Consider the following 17858-nt stretch of genomic DNA (forward strand, 5'->3'; position numbering starts at 1 on the left):
TCCGTTGATTTTCTTTTGTTAATCAAGAACCCAAAGCATCTTCAAGCAATGCTTCGAGCTGTGCAAGGTGTTTGGACATCAGACCAGTTGCGGTCGATGCGGCGGCAGGACGTCCGGTATAACGGACACGCTGATGCTTCGCATCGATATGCGCCAGGACCCATTCCAGATAGGGATCGATAAAGGCCCAGGCACCCATGTTCTTGGGTTCTTCCTGGCACCAGACCATTTCCGCATTGCGGAAGCGGGAAAGTTCGGTGATCAAAGCCTTTGCCGGGAACGGATAAAGCTGCTCGACGCGCAAGAGATAAACGTCGTCGATGCCGCGCTTTTCGCGCTCCTCGTAAAGGTCGTAATAGACCTTGCCCGAACACAGAACGACGCGACGGATCTTCGAATCCTTCTGCAGCTTGATCGGCTGATCTTTCAGGAGCTGCGCATCATCCCACAGCAAGCGATGGAATGATGAATCACCCGTGAAATCGCCGATCGACGAGACCGCCCGCTTGTGACGCAGCAGGGACTTCGGTGTCATCAGGATCAGGGGCTTGCGGAAGTCACGCTTCATCTGGCGGCGCAGGATATGGAAGTAGTTGGCAGGCGTCGTGCAGTTCGCAACCTGCATGTTATCTTCCGCACAAAGCTGCAGATAGCGCTCGAGACGGGCCGATGAGTGTTCTGGTCCCTGCCCCTCATAGCCATGCGGCAACAGGCAGACGAGACCCGACATGCGCAGCCATTTGCGCTCGCCCGATGAAATGAACTGGTCGAAGATGACCTGAGCACCGTTGGCGAAATCGCCGAACTGCGCTTCCCACAGGGTGAGCGCACGCGGATCAGACAGCGAATAGCCATATTCGAAGCCGAGAACCGCCTCCTCTGAGAGCATCGAATTGATGACTTCGTAGAGCGCCTGACCCTTTTGCAGATTGTTGAGCGGGATATAGCGCTGTTCAGTGTCCTGATCGTAGAGCACCGAATGGCGCTGGCTGAATGTGCCGCGTTCGACATCCTGACCCGACAGGCGCACCGGATGCCCCTCCGTTACGAGGGACCCGAACGCCAAGGCTTCCGCCGTTGCCCAGTCGAAGCCTTCGCCAGTCTCTATCATCTTCGCGCGGTTGTCCTGGAAACGCTGGATGGTCCTGTGCACGTTGAGGCCCGCCGGAACCTCGGCAAGCTTCTTGCCGATCTCCTTGAGCGTCTTCACTGGCAGTCCGGTTTTGCCCCTGCGCTGTTCATCGGCATTATCGGCCGTACGCAGACCGCTCCAGGCGCCGTCCAGCCAGTCGGCCTTGTTCGGCTTGTAGGCCTGGCCTGCCTCGAACTCCTGCTCGAGCGCTTCGCGCCATGATGCGCGCATCTTATCGAGATCGGCCTCGGTGATGAGACCTTCCTCGATCAGCTTGGCCGAATACAGCTGAACCGTAGTCTTCTGGCCGCGGATAGTCTTGTACATGATCGGCTGTGTGAACGCCGGCTCGTCGCCCTCATTGTGGCCGAAACGGCGATAGCAGAACATGTCAATAACGACCGGCTTGTGGAACGTCATGCGGTATTCTGTGGCAATTTTAGCCACATAAACAACAGCTTCGGGATCGTCACCATTAACGTGGAAGATCGGCGCTTCGATCATCTTCGCGACATCGGAGGGATAAGGCGAGGATCGCGAAAAACGTGGATTGGTAGTAAAGCCGATCTGGTTGTTGATGATGAAATGCACGGTACCGGCAACGCGGTGGCCGCGCAGGCCAGAAAGCCCAAGGCACTCGGCAACCACGCCCTGGCCGGCAAAGGCCGCGTCGCCATGCAGAAGCAGCGGCATGACCTTTGAACGCTCGGACAATGGCACGATTTCGTCGCGGTCGCGCCCGCAAAGCAGGTCCTGCTTTGCGCGCGCCTTGCCCATGACAACCGGATTGACGATTTCGAGGTGCGAGGGGTTGGCTGTCAAAGACAGGTGCACCTTGTTGCCGTCGAACTCGCGGTCGGACGACGCACCGAGGTGGTATTTCACGTCGCCGGAACCTTCGACATCGTCCGGAGTATAGGAACCGCCCTTGAATTCATGAAAAATTGCGCGGTGCGGCTTGCGCATGAACTGGCTGAGAACGTTGAGCCGGCCGCGATGGGCCATACCAAGGACGATTTCCTTCAGGCCCATGGAACCGCCGCGCTTGACGATCTGTTCCAGCGCCGGAATGAGCGACTCCCCGCCATCAAGGCCGAAGCGCTTCGTGCCCTTGTATTTGACGTCGATAAACTGCTCGAAGCCTTCTGCCTCGATCAGCTTCGACAGGATCGCCTTCTTGCCTTCTGCGGTGAACGCGACACCCTTGTCCGGTCCCTCGATGCGCTCCTGGATCCAGGATTTTTCCACCGGATCGGATATGTGCATGAACTCGACACCGATCGTCGAGCAATAGGTGCGCTTGAGGATGTCGAGCATTTGCGGGATCGTCGCATATTCGAGACCCAGCACGTTATCGATGAATATCTTGCGATCGTAATCGGCCGGAGAGAAGCCGTAGCTCTCGGGCGACAGCTCGTTATAGTCTTCCTTGACTTCGGCAAGACCAAGTGGATCGAGTTTCGCATGCAAATGACCGCGCATGCGATAGGCGCGGATCATCATGATCGCACGCACGGAATCGCGCGCCGCGTGAATGATTTCCGAGTCCGATGCAGACGTCAATGGCGCGGCCACGCCGTTCGTTGCAGCGGAGCCGTTTGCACCCTTGGCCTTCAGCTTGTCCGTGATATGCTTTTCGACTTCACCCCAGTTGCCGTCAAGCGCCGAGACGAGCTCGCCATTGCCCGCGATGGGCCAGTTCGGTTTCTCCCAGGATGCGCCCTTCGCATTCTTGAGAACATCGTCCTTGGTGTCGTTGAGATTGGCGAAAAATTCCTGCCATTCGGCACCAACCGATGCCGGATCCTTTTCATACTGCGCATGCAGTTCCTCGATATAGTGGGCATTGCCACCATAGAGAAACGAGGTAAGCGCAAAAATGTCGTTGGCCTGTTCTTGACGTGCCATGTTCGTGACCGGAGCTTCTACTCCGTCTCCCTTTGTAAGAGTGCACCCGCTCATCTTAAACCAGTGTCACTCTGGGTTGGGGCCCGAATGGCCCCGTGGACCGATCGGGGCGACAATCGCCCCGATTCATTCTTGCTATCCTGATCTCAGCCCTTGAGGACTTCGACCAGGGTCTTGCCGAGCTGCGCTGGCGATGGTGACACGCGGATGCCCGCGGCTTCCATGGCTGCGATCTTGTCTTCCGCGCCACCCTTGCCGCCGGAGATGACCGCACCGGCATGCCCCATCGTGCGGCCGGGAGGAGCCGTGCGTCCGGCGATGAAACCGGCCATCGGCTTCTTGCGCCCGCGTTTTGCTTCGTCGGCAATGAACTGCGCTGCATCTTCTTCGGCCGAGCCACCGATTTCGCCGATCATGATGATCGATTTCGTCGCTTCGTCGGCAAGGAACATTTCCAGGACATCGATGAATTCCGTACCCTTCACAGGATCGCCGCCAATACCGACAGCTGTCGTCTGGCCAAGGCCTTCGTTCGTCGTCTGAAACACTGCTTCATAGGTAAGTGTCCCGGAGCGGGATACAACACCCACGGAGCCCTTCTTGAAGATGTTACCTGGCATAATGCCGATCTTGCATTCTTCCGGCGTTAACACACCCGGACAGTTCGGTCCGATCAGACGCGATGCGGAACGGTCGAGACGGGCCTTGACCCGCACCATATCCATGACCGGTATGCCTTCGGTAATGCAGATGATCAGCGGGATCTCCGCGTCTATGGCTTCGATGATGGCTTCCGCAGCGCCCGCTGGCGGCACATAGATCACCGAGGCATTTGCACCGGTACGATCCTTGCCTTCGGCTACGGAGGCGAAAATCGGCAGTTGAGCGCTCGAACCGGTCGGCAAATTGCCCTCCCAGGTTTCGCCACCCTTTTTCGGATGGATGCCGCCGACCATCTTGGTGCCGTAGTAGGCCAGCGCCTGTTCGGTATGAAAAGTACCGGTCTTGCCGGTCAGGCCCTGGACGAGAACCTTGGTGTCTTTGTTGACGAGAATAGACATGCCTTAGTTTCCCTTCACGGCCTTGACGATCTTCTGCGCGGCATCATCGAGATCATCCGCGGAAACGACGTTTAGGCCGCTCTCGTTGATGATCTTCTTGCCCAGCTCGGCATTGGTACCTTCGAGACGAACGACCAGCGGAACCTTGAGACCGACTTCCTTGACTGCAGCAATCACACCTTCGGCAATGACATCGCACTTCATGATGCCACCAAAAATATTGATCAGAATGCCTTCGACGGCCGGATCAGCCGTGATGATCTTGAAGGCAGCCGTTACCTTTTCCTTGCTGGCGCCACCGCCGACATCGAGGAAGTTTGCCGGTTCGGCGCCATAGAGCTTGATGATATCCATCGTTGCCATGGCAAGACCGGCGCCATTGACCATGCAACCAATATTGCCGTCGAGAGCGACATAGGCGAGGTCGTATTTCGATGCCTCGATTTCCTTGTCGTCTTCTTCCGTTGTGTCACGCAGTTCGACCACGTCCGGATGGCGGAACAGCGCATTGCCGTCGAACGACACCTTGGCATCGAGGACGCGCAGACGGCCATCTTTCATGACGATCAGCGGGTTGACTTCCAGCAGACTCATGTCCTTCTCGGTGAAGGCCTTGTAAAGGATGGGAAACAGCGCTTCCCCATCGGTCCGCGCTTCGCCGGTCAGGCCATAGGCGTCGTTGATTTTCGCCGCGTCTTCCGCGGTCACACCCTTTTCGGGGTCGATGGCCACTGTGATGATCTTTTCGGGCGTATCGTGAGCAACAGCTTCAATATCCATACCGCCTTCCGTGGAAACCACGAAAGCCGGGCGGCCAACCGAACGGTCGACGAGGATCGAGAGATAAAGCTCGCGCTCAATGTCGGCACCATCTTCGATGTAGAGACGATTGACCTGCTTGCCAGCGGGACCGGTCTGCTTCGTAACAAGCGTGTTTCCAAGCATTTCCCTGGCGTTGGCGACAACTTCCTCCACCGACCGCGAAAGGCGAACCCCGCCCTTTGCATCCGGTCCGAGCTCCTTGAACTTGCCCTTGCCGCGGCCGCCAGCATGTATCTGGCTCTTTACCACGTAGAGCGGACCGGGCAGCGTCTTTGCCCACTCCTCTGCCTGTTCAACGGAGTAGACGGCGACACCATTGGCGATTGGCGCACCAAACGTGTGCAGCAGGCGTTTTGCCTGATATTCGTGAATATTCATACGTTATTTTCCTCTACGAATAATCCGGACGCTTAAGCGGCGGATCGTTTCAGAACGGTTTCGAGGCCAAATTATTTAAGGTTCGGCGCGATGGCGATGCAGGCCTCACAAAGACCGGCAACCGAAGCGACGGAATTTTCGAAGGCTTTCTCTTCAGTTTTATTGAGATCGATTTCAATGATGCGTTCGACACCACCTGCGCCGATAACAACCGGGACGCCAACATACATGTCCTTGACACCATATTGGCCCGACAGATGTGCGGCCACTGGCAGAACCCGCTTCTTGTCTTTCAGGAAGGCTTCGGCCATCTGAACGGCCGAAGACGCAGGTGCGTAGAAGGCAGAACCGGTTTTCAGCAAGCCAACTATTTCTGCGCCGCCATCGCGGGTGCGCTGAACGATCTGGTCGAGCTTTTCCTGGCTGGTCCAGCCCATCTTCACCAGATCCGGCAGGGGGATACCGGCAACGGTCGAGTAGCGGGTGAGCGGCACCATGGAGTCGCCATGACCGCCGAGAACGAAGGCTGTCACGTCCTCAACCGAGACCTTGAACTCTTCTGCCAGGAAGTAACGGAAGCGGGCACTGTCGAGAATGCCGGCCATACCGACCACCATGTTCTTTGGCAGGCCGGAGAATTTCTGTAGCGCCCACACCATCGCATCGAGCGGATTGGTAATGCAGATCACGAACGCGCCCGGAGCATATTTCTTGATGCCCGCGCCGACCTGTTCCATTACCTTGAGGTTGATGCCAAGAAGGTCGTCGCGGCTCATGCCAGGCTTGCGCGGAACACCGGCGGTGACGATGACAACGTCCGCACCCTCGATGGCCGAGTAGTCATTGGCGCCGACGAGCTTCGCGTCGAAATCGTCAACAGGCGACGACTGGGCAATATCCAGTCCCTTGCCCTGCGGTGTGCCTTCTGCGATGTCGAAAAGCACGATGTCGCCGAGCTCCTTGAGCCCGATCAAATGTGCAAGCGTTCCACCGATCATGCCTGAACCGATGAGGGCGATTTTGTTACGTGCCATGCTGGTTACTTCCCTGATCTGAAGTCTTGACGGGACGCCAAAGAACATATTTCCATAGTCGGGCCGCCAGACGGCAAACCTGTCACCACATGCCTTTGCGTTGGGACGTTCGAATATTCCTCTTTCAAAAATAACTCAACCAAAAATTTTCACCTCAATAAATTCAATCGTTTAGAATTAACGGGATTTACGTAAACGTCAACTATTTGAAGTCTGAGCAGAGCTAAAGTCTGGTATTTCTAGCATATGCAACATATCAAATTGATGAAAGAAATGCCGCCAGCGCCACGGTAAGTAACGGATTCAGAGCTTGGCTGCCTGTGCTGCTGCTGCTGGTTCAAGCCGGCTGGCGGTTGCCAGATATTCCTCGCTCTGCATCTCGAACAGGCGCGACGCCGTTCGATCAAACTCGAAAGCCTCGGTGCCGGATTTGGCCACATAAAGCTCGTCAGGCGACGCGGCCGCCGAAATTACCAGATGGACGTGGTGATCATAAAGCATGTCAATCAGGATGATGAATCGCTTGGCTTCATTGCGCCTCGGATGATCCAGGACCGGCACGGCGTCGATGAAAATGGTCCGGTAGTGCTGGATGACCGCTGCATAGTCAGCCGCACCGAGGGGCTTGGAACAGAGATCAGCAAAGGTAAAACGGGCTGCCGCCGTGTGGGGCGCCGCTTGAGGAATGATGACGGTATGCCCCTTCACCTTGAGACTGTCGGGCGCGACAGTCGCACCCGCCGTCGCCGCAAGCCAGGCCTCGTTCATCAACCGGTCCGTATCTTCATTGAGAGGCGATAGATAAACAGGCAAGCGGTTCAGCTTTTCCAGGCGATAATCCGTCCGGGCATCGAGATTGACAACATCCACATGGCTTTTCAGCAAATCAACAAACGGTAGGAACAACTGGCGATTGAGACCGTCGCGATAAAGATTGTCCGGCTCGACATTGGAAGTAGCGACGAGCACCACGCCACGTTGAAAAAGAGCCCGGAATAGTCGTGACAGGATCATTGCGTCGGCAATATCCGTTACCGTGAATTCGTCGAAACAGAGCACCCAGGCTTGTTCGGCCAAAGCGTCGGCGACCGGCGGAATGGGGTCGTCCTGCTTGGTCTCACCGTTTTTCAGTGCCTGGCGATGCGCGTTGATACGCTCATGGACATCGGCCATAAAGTCGAGAAAATGTGCGCGGCGCTTGCGCTTGGCTGGCACGAGCTGGTGGAACATATCCATCAGCATTGTCTTGCCGCGCCCGACTTCGCCGTGAATGTAGAGGCCCTTGATGATCTCGCGCCGCGGTGCACGGCGGCTGAACAACCAGCCTAGCGCACTGGATTTGGTCGCAAGCCGTGTTGTGCCAAGCTCGTGGATAAGCCGGTCAAAGCGGTCGGCCAGACGCTGTTGTGCCGGGTCAATTTCGATATCCCCCGCCTGCGCGAGCGCATCGTAGCGCTCGCGCACAGAGGGAAACACTTTCAAATTATCGTGCGACAATGCGGTCTCCGGGCGCGCTTAGACAATGCCAATGGCGCGCTCCACCTTTAGCGTGACAGGCTGAGATTCTGCCCGCCCGATGTCTGGCCATCGAATTTGGACTGGCCCGAAGAATACAGCCGCGCCACCGTACCACCTGCCGCATCATACAGAACCAGCTGCTTGCCACTGACCGCCCAGGACGAGAGGTTGGCAAGTTCACCGGGGCAACGCAGCGGGCCTGCACGATAACCCTGGCCGAATTTCGTCTGCGGCGTAGCGATCTTACAGCTCTGCCCGCCCATCGAAGCATTCCAGACGCCAGCGACACTGCCGGCGGTCAGATCCGGTGCATTTTCTGGCGGGAGTGCCGCAACCTGCGTATTGCCCTGTGTGCCTGGCGCCGTGGTGGCAGTGGTAGGGGCGGTCGGGAACTGGTTCGTACCGCCCGGCGGTGGCAACTGGCTCTGGCTCACGGCACCCGAAGGGGCGGCCTGGAGCGGCGCCGGTGAAGGTGTTACGCGATCCATATTGTCAAGACGCGAACTCTGGCATCCCGCCAGCACCATGCCGACTGCGGCAACGGCCAGCAAATTGACTTTCAAAGTCCCCATAACCTCGGTTCTCCATCTGCGCATCCCAATTTATGAAATGCGATTCCATTTGGCGTTATCTGCACGATACAAAGGCGATAGTGGCGAAATTTCAACCCGCACCCCGGAAAAACCGGCGCGTTTCCGCCCCTTTCCTGCATCAGCACCATTAAAAAACAATCGAACTGACAATATCGCCACACTCTCCAGACTTTGCCCTCGATCAAAGAATCGATTGGCATTAACCAATTCAATCATTTCAAGGTGAATAAAGTCTTATGGACTCGACAAAAGCCCATAACGAAAATGTGCGAGCAAGGCCATTGAACTTGCGAGAGCGGCAAGTTATTTCCTGAGTATGAATCTCATAAATAAATCGCCCCAAAGAATCCGCCATGAAACCAGGCTGCGTGTCCTTAAGGTTCAGGCTGTCAAACATCTAACTCCACTGATGCTGCGCGTGACCCTCGCCGGTGACCAGCTTGAAGGCTTCGCGAGCCCCGGCTATGCGGATCATATCAAGATCTTCTTCCCGCCAGCTGGCAGTGATCAAATTCTGCCGGTGCCCGGTCCTGATGGACTGGCGTTCCCGGAGGACAGGCCGCGTCCGGAAATGCGCGACTACACCCCCCGCGCCTTTCATCCGGCGACCAATACGCTTGATGTGGACTTTGTCCTGCACGGTGACGGCCCAGCCTCAAGCTGGGCTGCCCAAGCGGAGGTCGGACAAAAGATTGTGATTGGTGGGCCCCGCGGCTCGGTGATCATCCCCGATGCATTCGACTGGTATCTGCTCGTTGGCGACGAGACCGCCTTGCCCGCAATTGGCCGCCGCCTGGAAGAACTTCCGCCGGCTGCGCGTGCCGTCGCCATAATCGAGGTCGCCCGTAAGGAAGAAGAGCAGGTACTCAAAACAGCGGCCGAAGCAGAGATCATCTGGGTACACCGCAATGGTGCGGAAGCCGGCAACAACGACCTGCTCCTCCGCAAGGTCGAGCAGCTCAGCCTGCCCAACGGCGACTGTTATGCATTCATCGCCGGTGAGAGCAATACCTCCAAATCCTTGCGCAATCACCTCGTCGATCAGCGCGGCCTTAATGCCGAATGGCTCAAGGCCGCCGGTTATTGGCTGCGTGGCGTCGCCGACGCACATGAGCCGCACTGATCCCCAACCAGGTATCACGAGTCTATTGCTGGCGGCCTGACGAGTGTGCCCGGAATCTTCATCGGCCTGTGCAAAGGCCTCTGTTTCGGCAAGCCGATCGTGCGTGTCGCATGACCATTCGCAAGTCGGGGGTTGGAGCTGCAGCTTTGATGTGGTCCGGCACTGGCATTTCCTCCCCTTTTCCGCCATATAAGCCCTCTATCGACAATCAAGGCAACCACAGGCTAACGACAGGCATGACGGCACGCGCACAGTTTGCGAAGATGAATGGGCTCGGCAACGAAATCATCGTTGCCGACATGCGCGGACGTGCGGACCGGATTACGCCGGAGGCGGCCATTGCGCTTGATCGCGATCCCGCGACCAAGTTCGACCAGATCATGGCCATTCACGCTCCAAAGACCAGCGGGACGGAAGCTTATATCGAAATCATCAATTCTGACGGCACGCAGGCCCAGGCTTGCGGCAATGGCATGCGCTGTGTCGTTCAGGCGATGAGCGCGGAAACCGGCAAGCGCGCCTTCACTTTCGAGACGATCGCCGGAATTCTGACGGCGCATGAGCATCCCGACGGGCAGATATCCGTCGACATGGGCATGCCACGCTTCGACTGGCAGGACATCCCGCTTGCCGAAGCGTTCCACGACACGCGCAGGATCGAACTGCAGATCGGTCCCATCGACGCGCCGGTATTGCATTCGCCCTCAGTTGCCAGCATGGGCAATCCGCACGCCATCTTCTGGGTCGATCAGGACGTGTGGACCTACGAGCTGGAGCGCTTTGGCCCCTTGCTGGAAAACCACCCGATTTTCCCGGAACGCGCCAACATCTCCATCGCCCATGTTACCAGCCGCCACGCCATCACCCTGCGCACCTGGGAACGCGGTGCCGGACTGACCCGTGCCTGCGGCTCGGCCGCCTGTGCCGCCGCAGTTTCTGCCGTTCGCACGGGCCGTGCGGAACGCACCGTTACGGTCACCGTTCCAGGCGGTCCGCTGCTGATCGAATGGCTCGAAAACGATCACGTTGTGATGACCGGACCGGCCGAGTGGGAGTTTTCAGGCACATTCGACCCGCAGACCGGTGCATGGCAGCGAGACGATACGGCACCTTCACAGGGAGCTGCCTGATGGCCGTTGACGTCGTCACCTTTGGCTGCCGGCTCAACACCTACGAGTCCGAGGTGATGAAGCGTGAAGCCGATTCGGCCGGACTCGGCACGCTGGAAAACGGCGCGATCATCTTCAACACCTGCGCCGTCACCAGCGAAGCTGTGCGCCAGGCCAGGCAGGCGATCCGCAAGGCGCGCCGCGACAACCCGCAAGCGCGCATTATTGTCACCGGTTGCGCCGCGCAGACAGGCGCCGGTGAATTTGCCGCGATGGACGAAGTCGACCTTGTGCTTGGCAACGAGGAAAAGCTCAAATCCAATTCCTACCGCATGCTGCCGGATTTCGGGGTCAACCAGTTCGAGAAGGTGCGCGTGAACGATATCATGGAGGTGCGCGAGACCGCGTCACACATGGTCGACGCCATCGAGGGCCGCGCCCGCGCCTTTGTTCAGGTGCAGAATGGCTGCGATCATCGCTGCACCTTCTGCATCATTCCCTATGGCCGCGGCAACTCGCGCTCGGTTCCAATGGGCGGCGTGATTGAGCAGGTCAAGCGGCTCGTTGGCAACGGCTACAATGAAGTGGTGCTGACCGGCGTCGACATGACCAGTTATGGTCCTGACCTGCCGGGAAACCTTCGCTTGGGCAAGCTGGTCAAGACCATCCTCAAGGAAGTGCCGGATTTACCACGGCTGCGCCTCTCCTCCATCGACTCGATCGAAGCCGATGAAGATCTGATGGACGCTCTGGCGAATGAAAAACGGCTGATGCCGCATCTGCATCTGTCACTGCAGTCGGGCGACAACATGATCCTGAAGCGAATGAAACGCCGCCATTTGCGCGAGAACTCCATCGAATTTTGCGAGAACGTCCGCCGGATTCGTCCCGATATCGTTTTTGGCGCGGATATTATCGCGGGTTTTCCCACCGAAACGGACGAGATGTTCGAGAACTCAATCCGGATCGTCGAGGAATGCGGACTGACGCATCTCCACGTTTTCCCGTTCAGCCCGCGCGAAGGAACGCCTGCCGCACGCATGCCGTTGGTTAACCGCCGGATCGTCAAGGCACGCGCTGCAAGGTTGCGGGCCGCGGGCGATGCCGCCTATACCGGCCATTTGCACGGGCTCGTCGGCACTCGCCAAAAAATTCTCATCGAACGCGAGGGGCTTGGCCGTACGGAAGGTTTCACCCTCGTCGGTATTGACGGTGGGACGCCGGGCCAAATCATCGAGCGCATGATCAACGGCCATGACAGTGACAAGCTATTGGCCCCTGACCATGGCAATCATAGCAATCGGCGCGCAGCGTAAACTTAATCAGCAAAGCAGTTTTCATGGCTCTGGGTTTCATCAAGAAGATTTTCTCCTTCGGCAAAAAGGAGGTCGAAGAGGTTCCGGTCGAAGAAACTTCGACGGTACCGGATACATCTCCGACAGTCGAACAGATCTACGAGGATACTACGGCGCAGGAAGCACTACCGGATACGGTTGAAACTGTACCTGCTGCAGCTGAACCCGTCGAAAGCCAAGCGACTTACTCAGAGCCTGAATCTGTCCTCGTTGACCTGGCACAGGAACCAGAAATTCTGCCGGAAATCGAGCCGGTCATCGTTGAGCAGGTCGAAATCGAGATTGTTCCTGCCGAATCTCCTCGCGCGGAAGAGATCCCAACGGCACCCTTGCCGGAAGCAATCGCAGAGCCGGCTGAAGCGGACGTTGCAGTTCCTGAAACTGTTCCAGAAATAGAGGCAGCAGCGCAAGAACGATCCGAGGCGGCGCCGGAGGCTCTTGAATCGCCGATGGGCGAACGGGTAGCCGAACCGGTAGCAGCACCGACCCCGAAGGCTCCAGCCGCTGACGCTGCCGGCCAGGTTGAACCTGTTCTCGTGCCGGTAAAACCCGCGTCATCGAAGGTAACGGTCACAAGAACGGTCGAAGAGAAGCCAGCCGATGAACCATTGCCCGTCGCTCCAGAGAAGCGGCTCACATGGTTCGAGCGGCTGCGCAAGGGCCTGTTCCGTTCCTCGCAACAGCTCGGCGATTCCATCGGCAGCATATTCACCAAGCGCAAGCTCGATGAAGATACGCTGCAGGATCTCGAAGATGTCCTGATTCAGGCCGATCTTGGCATGGAGACCGCTATCCGCATCACCGACGCCTTGAGCGCAACACGCTACGGCAAGGATATCAGTACGGAGGAAGTCCGTACGATCATGGCGTCGGAAATCGAAAAGGTGCTTGGCCCGGTGGCAAAGCCGCTGGAACTCGACCTTTCACACAAGCCGCACGTAATCCTGGTTGTCGGGGTTAATGGCACCGGTAAGACCACGACAATCGGCAAGCTTGCGGCCAAGCTTACAGCGGGCGGCCTGAACGTCATGCTTGCGGCAGGCGACACGTTCCGTGCCGCAGCCATCGAGCAGTTGCATATCTGGGGCAAGCGCACAGGCGCTCCTGTTGTCTCGTCAAAAATTGGAGCCGATGCCGCGGGGCTCGCCTTTGATGCCTGGAAACAGGCCAAGGAAGCGGGTAGCGATGTTCTGATCATCGACACTGCCGGCCGCCTGCAGAACCGGGCAGAACTGATGGATGAACTGGCGAAGATTGTTCGCGTGCTCGGCAAGAACGACCCTGAGGCACCGCACACGGTACTGCAGACGCTCGACGCCACCACCGGCCAGAATGCGCTGAATCAGGTTGAAATCTTCAGGAACATTGCCGGCGTCAATGGTCTGGTCATGACGAAGCTTGACGGCACCGCACGGGGTGGCATTCTTGTCGCCATCTCGGCCAAGCACAAACTGCCTGTTTATTTCATTGGCGTGGGCGAACAGGTCGACGACCTTGAACCCTTTGCCGCGAGAGATTTTGCCAAAGCCATTGCGGGAGTTGCATGATGGAAGAATCCGTATTCGAACGCGATCCGTCCGATCCGGCACATAAGGAAGTCAATCCTCTGCTGAAACTGGCTCTGGAGCTGGGCCCGCTCATGGTCTTCTTCTTTGCCAATGCGCGCGGCGAATGGCTACTCGAGCGTTTTCCTGTTCTGGCCAGTATCGGCGAGCCGATATTCATTGCGACAGCACTGTTCATGGCCGCGACATTGATCGCGCTCAGCGTTTCCTGGATCCTGCTCCGCAGCCTGCCAATCATGCCGCTGATTTCAGGAATCGTCGTTCTGGTTTTTGGCGCCCTCACCCTTTGGCTGCACAATGAAACCTTTATCAAGATGAAGCCGACCATCGTTAATACCCTGTTCGGCATGATTCTTCTCGGCGGGCTTTACTTCGGAAAATCGCTGCTCGGTTATGTGTTCGACAGTGCTTTCAAATTGAATGCCGAGGGCTGGCGGAAGCTAACCATGCGCTGGGGTGTCTTCTTCCTCGTTCTCGCGGTGTTGAACGAAGTCGTGTGGCGCAGCTTCTCGACAGACTTCTGGGTGGCGTTCAAGGTTTGGGGAACCATGCCAATCACGCTGCTTTTTACCTTTGCGCAGATGCCACTGGTGATGAAATATTCCATTGAACAAGAGGCAGTCGAAAAAGCGGCAAGCAAAGACAAGTAATTCCGTCAAACGGCCATAATTTCCACCTCATCGCGACGAAATCCCGCCGCGATCTGCGCTCAAGAATCGCGGCAACAGCAACGAATCTTCAGAAAGCGCGCTCCATGAAAACGGCTCTCATCGTGATGACCTTGATGGGTTGCGACTGCGATGCGAAAATCTGCGAATATATCAAGACCGCGGATGCCGGCTGGACCAGCATCGAGCGCTGCCGTGCCGATCTCGAAAGCCAGATTCGTCAGAACACCAAAGTCGATTATCCGTTGATCACTGCAACTTGCACGGTAAAGGCTTCACGGGGGACAGTCGTCGCCAGCAGGTCCTTTGCCGTGCCAGCGCCCGCTGCCGAACGGCCAATCGAGACGCTGGCGCTCGGCACGCCTGTTGACGCGCCGGTTACGGTCGCAACGAAGACGACATTCGGCTATCGGATGATCACCGTCCCGCTCACCCACTCCTACGACACGACGGCCACCGCCGCGACCCGCGCTGCTGGTTGGGTGAGGCACTACGCCATGCTGGAAAACTGAGACAACGTTACTTCGCCCTGAGTGCCGCCTCGACAGCGGGGATCAGATCATCGCTGATCGAAGCTTCGGTGAAAGGCCCGACATGCTTGTAGGCTATGATGCCATCACGGCCGACCAGGAAGGTCTCGGGCACACCGTAAACACCCCATTCAATAGCCGCTCGGCCACTGGTGTCTGCACCGATCACCGCATAGGGATTACCGAGTTCGTCCAGAAAACGCAGGGCGTTCTCATTCTTGTCCTTGTAGTTCAATCCCGCCAGACGAATCCGCTTGTCCTGTGCCAACTGCATCAGCAGCGGATGCTCCACCCGGCACGGCACGCACCACGAACCAAAGACATTGACGAGCGTGACTTGACCTTTGAAACTCGCGGGGTCAAGCCCGGGAACCGGTTGTCCGTCCTTCAACAGACCACTCACGGCAGGAAGCGATAATGCCGGGGCAGGCTTGCCGATCAGTGCCGAGGGAATTACGGATTCGTCGCGGCCGGATGCGAGCTGAAAAGCGAATATGGCCGCCAATACCGCAAAGAGTACAAGAGGCAGGAACGCGAACAATGAACTGCGTTTTGCCGGTGATTTCTCCAATTGATCCTGTCCGGTCACGACGCGTCGTCCGCTTTGGTGTCGGATCTGCGCCTGACACCCCGTGTTTCGAGTTCCTGCAACGCCAGGCGCTGGGTACGCTGATCGATGAATATCCATCCAATCAACCCGGCAAGGATAAGGATAGACGCGCCATAGGAGGCGACGATGAATGCGGTGTGGCTCGTCACTGCACTGGCCTCCGCTCCGCGCTGCGCGCCGCGACACGGCGCATCGCAACAACCCGGCGGCGCCAGATTTCATTGCGCATGGCCATCATGTGCAGGGTGAAAAACAGCAGGGTAAAGCCAATAGCCATGACCAGCAGTGGCCAGAGCAGCGAGGGGTCGATGGTCGAGCCTCCGATGCGGATAACCGATGCGGGTTGATGCAATGTGTTCCACCAGTCGACAGAAAACTTGATGATTGGAATGTTGATGAAACCGACCAATGTCAGGATTGCCGTGGCTTTGGCCGACTTTGCGGGATCATCCATGGCACGCGTGAGAGCGATGATCCCGAGATACATCAGGAACAATACAAAAACCGAAGTAAGGCGCGCGTCCCAAACCCACCAGGTGCCCCACATCGGCTTGCCCCAGAGCGAACCGGTGATCAGGGCAAGCGCAGTGAACACTGCGCCGATCGGTGCAGCGGCCTTGGCAGACACATCCGCCAATGGATGACGCCAGACCAGCGTGCCGAGTGCGGCAACGGTCATGATCGTGTAGCACATCATCGACAGCCAGGCGAAAGGCACGTGGATGAACATGATCTTGACGGTTGCCCCCTGCTGATAATCGTCGGGTGCCTGCATCGACATCCAGAAGCCGGCGGCAAGCACGATCATCGTCATTCCGCTGAGCCAAGGTAGTACAGCGCCGGCAAGGCTCAGAAACCTTGTCGGGTTTGCCAGGTCGATCCATCGTCCGGTTTTGGAAACTGCATCACTCATGATGTTCTCTTAGCTTTCTGATGCCCTTTTCGCAATTCACCTCTCTGTCAGTCCGCCGAGGATTTGAGCGCTGCCGCAGCTGCCAATGGTCCCAGAACCGCAAAAAACAGCGTAATCGCAGCAAGAATAAGGAAGGGTGCCAGAAAAGGTGCCGGGTCTTCAACTGCGCCATAGGACGCAGACACTCCGAAAATCAGCACCGGTATCGTCAGCGGCAGGATGATGACCGAGACCAGGAGGCCGCCACGCGGGAGCGAAACCGCGACCGCCGCACCCACCGCACCAATCAGCGTGATTGCCGGCGTACCTACCAACAGTGTCAATGTCGTCGCACCGATTGCTGCCGGTTCCATGTTCATGAACAGACCGAGCAGCGGTGAGGCGACCACCAGCGGCAGCACACTCACCGTCCAGTGCGCCAGGCATTTCACCAGCACGGTGAGCGCCAGCAAATGCCGCCCCTGCGCCATGATCAGAAGGTCGAGCGAGCCATCGTCTCGGTCTGCCTGAAACAAACGGTCGAGACCAAGCAGCGTTGCTAGCAGGGCACCGATCCACAGCATCGCGGCGCCAATGCGGGCGAGCAGTTTCAGGTCAGGACCAACGCCGAAAGGAACAACGGCGATTACCGCGAGGAAGAACAGGATGCCGACCAGCGCGCCGCCACCGGCGCGCAACCCCAACCGGATATCCCGCAGGAACAAGGCTCCCATTATACAACCGCCCCCAACGATAATTCTCTTGCACCGTCGAGGCCGAGTGGCAGATGCGTGGCGGCAATGATGATCCCGCCCTCATTGAGATGGGATTGCATCAATCGGGCAAATTGCAATTCTGATGCCTTGTCCAAGCCCGCTGTCGGTTCATCGAGCAGCCACACCGGACGATCGCTGATCAGAAGGCGAGCGATACTGGCGCGTCGTTTTTGGCCGGTGGAAAGATAGCCGAACGGCAGATGGCCGATATCGCCGAGGCTCACAAATTCGAGTGCCTCTTCAATGGAATGCTGGCCTGTCCCGTTGAACTCCTGCCAGAAGCGCAGGTTTTCGTTGATGCTCAAAACCGGTTTCATGGCGTTGAGATGGCCGAGATAATGCGAGGCTGCAACGAGACCCTCGTATGCGTCGGGCGCGCCCTCAAGGCGAAGCGTGCCGTCGGCTTGTAGCAGCAGCCCGGCGATGATTCGCAGCAGGGTGGATTTGCCGGCGCCGTTGGGCCCGGTAACAAGCAAGGCTTCACCGGGGGAGACGGTGAAATCGAGCCCGGAAAACAATCGCTCTCCGCCCCGCTCCCCGCCCAAGTTTTCAGCGATTAACCGCATCAATAATCCGCTTTTTACGTGTCCCCAAATACCGCACGATCATTTCGACGCAGCATGCATTTTTGACCAATGTCGGTCTGGCACAGATCGACGAAAAACTCTATATAGCTGTCAACCATGCCAGCGGTCGGTGTGGAAACCATTTTTGGCCGATCTCGATACCGGTGCCGTTTTGGACACCTGTTGCGGGACGGACAGCGGAAATGACTGCACCCGCA

The 17858-nt window shown here is 57.6% G+C and carries 17 protein-coding genes; 6 read left to right on the plus strand and 11 right to left on the minus strand.

The features are described from left to right. Window positions 1-22 precede the first annotated feature (22 nt). From CU103_RS01375 to CU103_RS01400, 6 genes are all read right to left on the minus strand, one after another. The gene (locus CU103_RS01375) at window positions 23-3040 is read right to left on the minus strand and encodes a 2-oxoglutarate dehydrogenase E1 component (RefSeq protein WP_106662125.1); all 3018 of its coding nucleotides are present in this window, start codon (window positions 3038-3040) and stop codon (window positions 23-25) included. A 146-nt stretch (window positions 3041-3186) separates the two neighbouring features. Then, a complete protein-coding gene (gene sucD, locus CU103_RS01380; protein WP_106662126.1) occupies window positions 3187-4101 on the minus strand; it encodes a succinate--CoA ligase subunit alpha in 915 nt (304 codons plus the stop codon). A gap of 3 nt (window positions 4102-4104) precedes the next feature. Beyond that, entirely contained in the window at window positions 4105-5301 is a 1197-nt protein-coding gene (gene sucC, locus CU103_RS01385) for an ADP-forming succinate--CoA ligase subunit beta (protein WP_106662127.1), read from the minus strand. A 71-nt stretch (window positions 5302-5372) separates the two neighbouring features. Continuing rightward, window positions 5373-6335, minus strand: coding sequence for a malate dehydrogenase (gene mdh, locus CU103_RS01390; RefSeq protein ID WP_106662128.1), 963 nt, complete (start codon window positions 6333-6335; stop codon window positions 5373-5375). Between the two features lie 303 nt (window positions 6336-6638). Further along, the gene (gene zapE / locus CU103_RS01395; protein ID WP_106662129.1) at window positions 6639-7832 is read right to left on the minus strand and encodes a cell division protein ZapE; all 1194 of its coding nucleotides are present in this window, start codon (window positions 7830-7832) and stop codon (window positions 6639-6641) included. A 47-nt stretch (window positions 7833-7879) separates the two neighbouring features. Next, a complete protein-coding gene (locus CU103_RS01400) occupies window positions 7880-8425 on the minus strand; it encodes a protease inhibitor Inh/omp19 family protein (protein ID WP_106662130.1) in 546 nt (181 codons plus the stop codon). 337 nt (window positions 8426-8762) lie between these two features. On the opposite strand from CU103_RS01400, the gene CU103_RS01405 reads away from it, so the two are divergent. The 6 genes from CU103_RS01405 (at window position 8763) to CU103_RS01430 (ending at window position 14778) form a co-directional block, all read left to right on the plus strand. Continuing rightward, entirely contained in the window at window positions 8763-9569 is an 807-nt protein-coding gene (locus CU103_RS01405; protein WP_106662131.1) for a siderophore-interacting protein, read from the plus strand. Between the two features lie 236 nt (window positions 9570-9805). Next, a complete protein-coding gene (gene dapF / locus CU103_RS01410) occupies window positions 9806-10699 on the plus strand; it encodes a diaminopimelate epimerase (RefSeq protein WP_106662599.1) in 894 nt (297 codons plus the stop codon). Beyond that, complete coding sequence (mtaB, locus tag CU103_RS01415; RefSeq protein WP_106662132.1) at window positions 10699-11994, plus strand: tRNA (N(6)-L-threonylcarbamoyladenosine(37)-C(2))-methylthiotransferase MtaB; 1296 nt, start codon at window positions 10699-10701, stop codon at window positions 11992-11994. The genes dapF and mtaB overlap by 1 nt, the downstream gene beginning before the upstream one ends. 23 nt (window positions 11995-12017) lie before the next feature. Further along, window positions 12018-13580, plus strand: a complete 1563-nt coding sequence (gene ftsY, locus CU103_RS01420) for a signal recognition particle-docking protein FtsY (protein ID WP_106662133.1) — start codon at window positions 12018-12020, stop codon at window positions 13578-13580. Further along, the gene (locus CU103_RS01425) at window positions 13580-14248 is read left to right on the plus strand and encodes a septation protein A (protein ID WP_106662134.1); all 669 of its coding nucleotides are present in this window, start codon (window positions 13580-13582) and stop codon (window positions 14246-14248) included. Before ftsY ends, CU103_RS01425 begins: the two co-directional genes overlap by 1 nt. 104 nt (window positions 14249-14352) lie before the next feature. Next, window positions 14353-14778 (plus strand): hypothetical protein, encoded by a 426-nt coding sequence (locus CU103_RS01430; RefSeq protein WP_106662135.1) that lies wholly within the window; start codon window positions 14353-14355, stop codon window positions 14776-14778. Window positions 14779-14785: 7 nt separating this feature from the next. On the opposite strand, the gene CU103_RS01435 is transcribed toward CU103_RS01430, so the two are convergent. Genes CU103_RS01435 through ccmA form a run of 5 tightly spaced genes read right to left on the minus strand, consistent with a single transcriptional unit; the run spans window position 14786 to window position 17640 of the window. Beyond that, on the minus strand, window positions 14786-15385 hold the full coding sequence (locus CU103_RS01435; protein WP_170116975.1) for a DsbE family thiol:disulfide interchange protein: 600 nt from the start codon (window positions 15383-15385) through the stop codon (window positions 14786-14788). Then, entirely contained in the window at window positions 15382-15555 is a 174-nt protein-coding gene (gene ccmD / locus CU103_RS01440; protein ID WP_106662137.1) for a heme exporter protein CcmD, read from the minus strand. Before ccmD ends, CU103_RS01435 begins: the two co-directional genes overlap by 4 nt. Beyond that, window positions 15552-16319, minus strand: coding sequence for a heme ABC transporter permease (locus CU103_RS01445; protein WP_106662138.1), 768 nt, complete (start codon window positions 16317-16319; stop codon window positions 15552-15554). Before CU103_RS01445 ends, ccmD begins: the two co-directional genes overlap by 4 nt. Window positions 16320-16366: 47 nt before the next feature. Further along, a complete protein-coding gene (ccmB, locus tag CU103_RS01450) occupies window positions 16367-17032 on the minus strand; it encodes a heme exporter protein CcmB (protein WP_106662139.1) in 666 nt (221 codons plus the stop codon). Beyond that, window positions 17032-17640, minus strand: a complete 609-nt coding sequence (gene ccmA / locus CU103_RS01455) for a heme ABC exporter ATP-binding protein CcmA (RefSeq protein WP_106662140.1) — start codon at window positions 17638-17640, stop codon at window positions 17032-17034. The genes ccmB and ccmA overlap by 1 nt, the downstream gene beginning before the upstream one ends. Between the last annotated feature and the right edge of the window lie 218 nt (window positions 17641-17858).

It is taken from the genome of Phyllobacterium sophorae, assembly GCF_003010965.1.
Lineage (GTDB): Bacteria > Pseudomonadota > Alphaproteobacteria > Rhizobiales > Rhizobiaceae > Phyllobacterium > Phyllobacterium sophorae.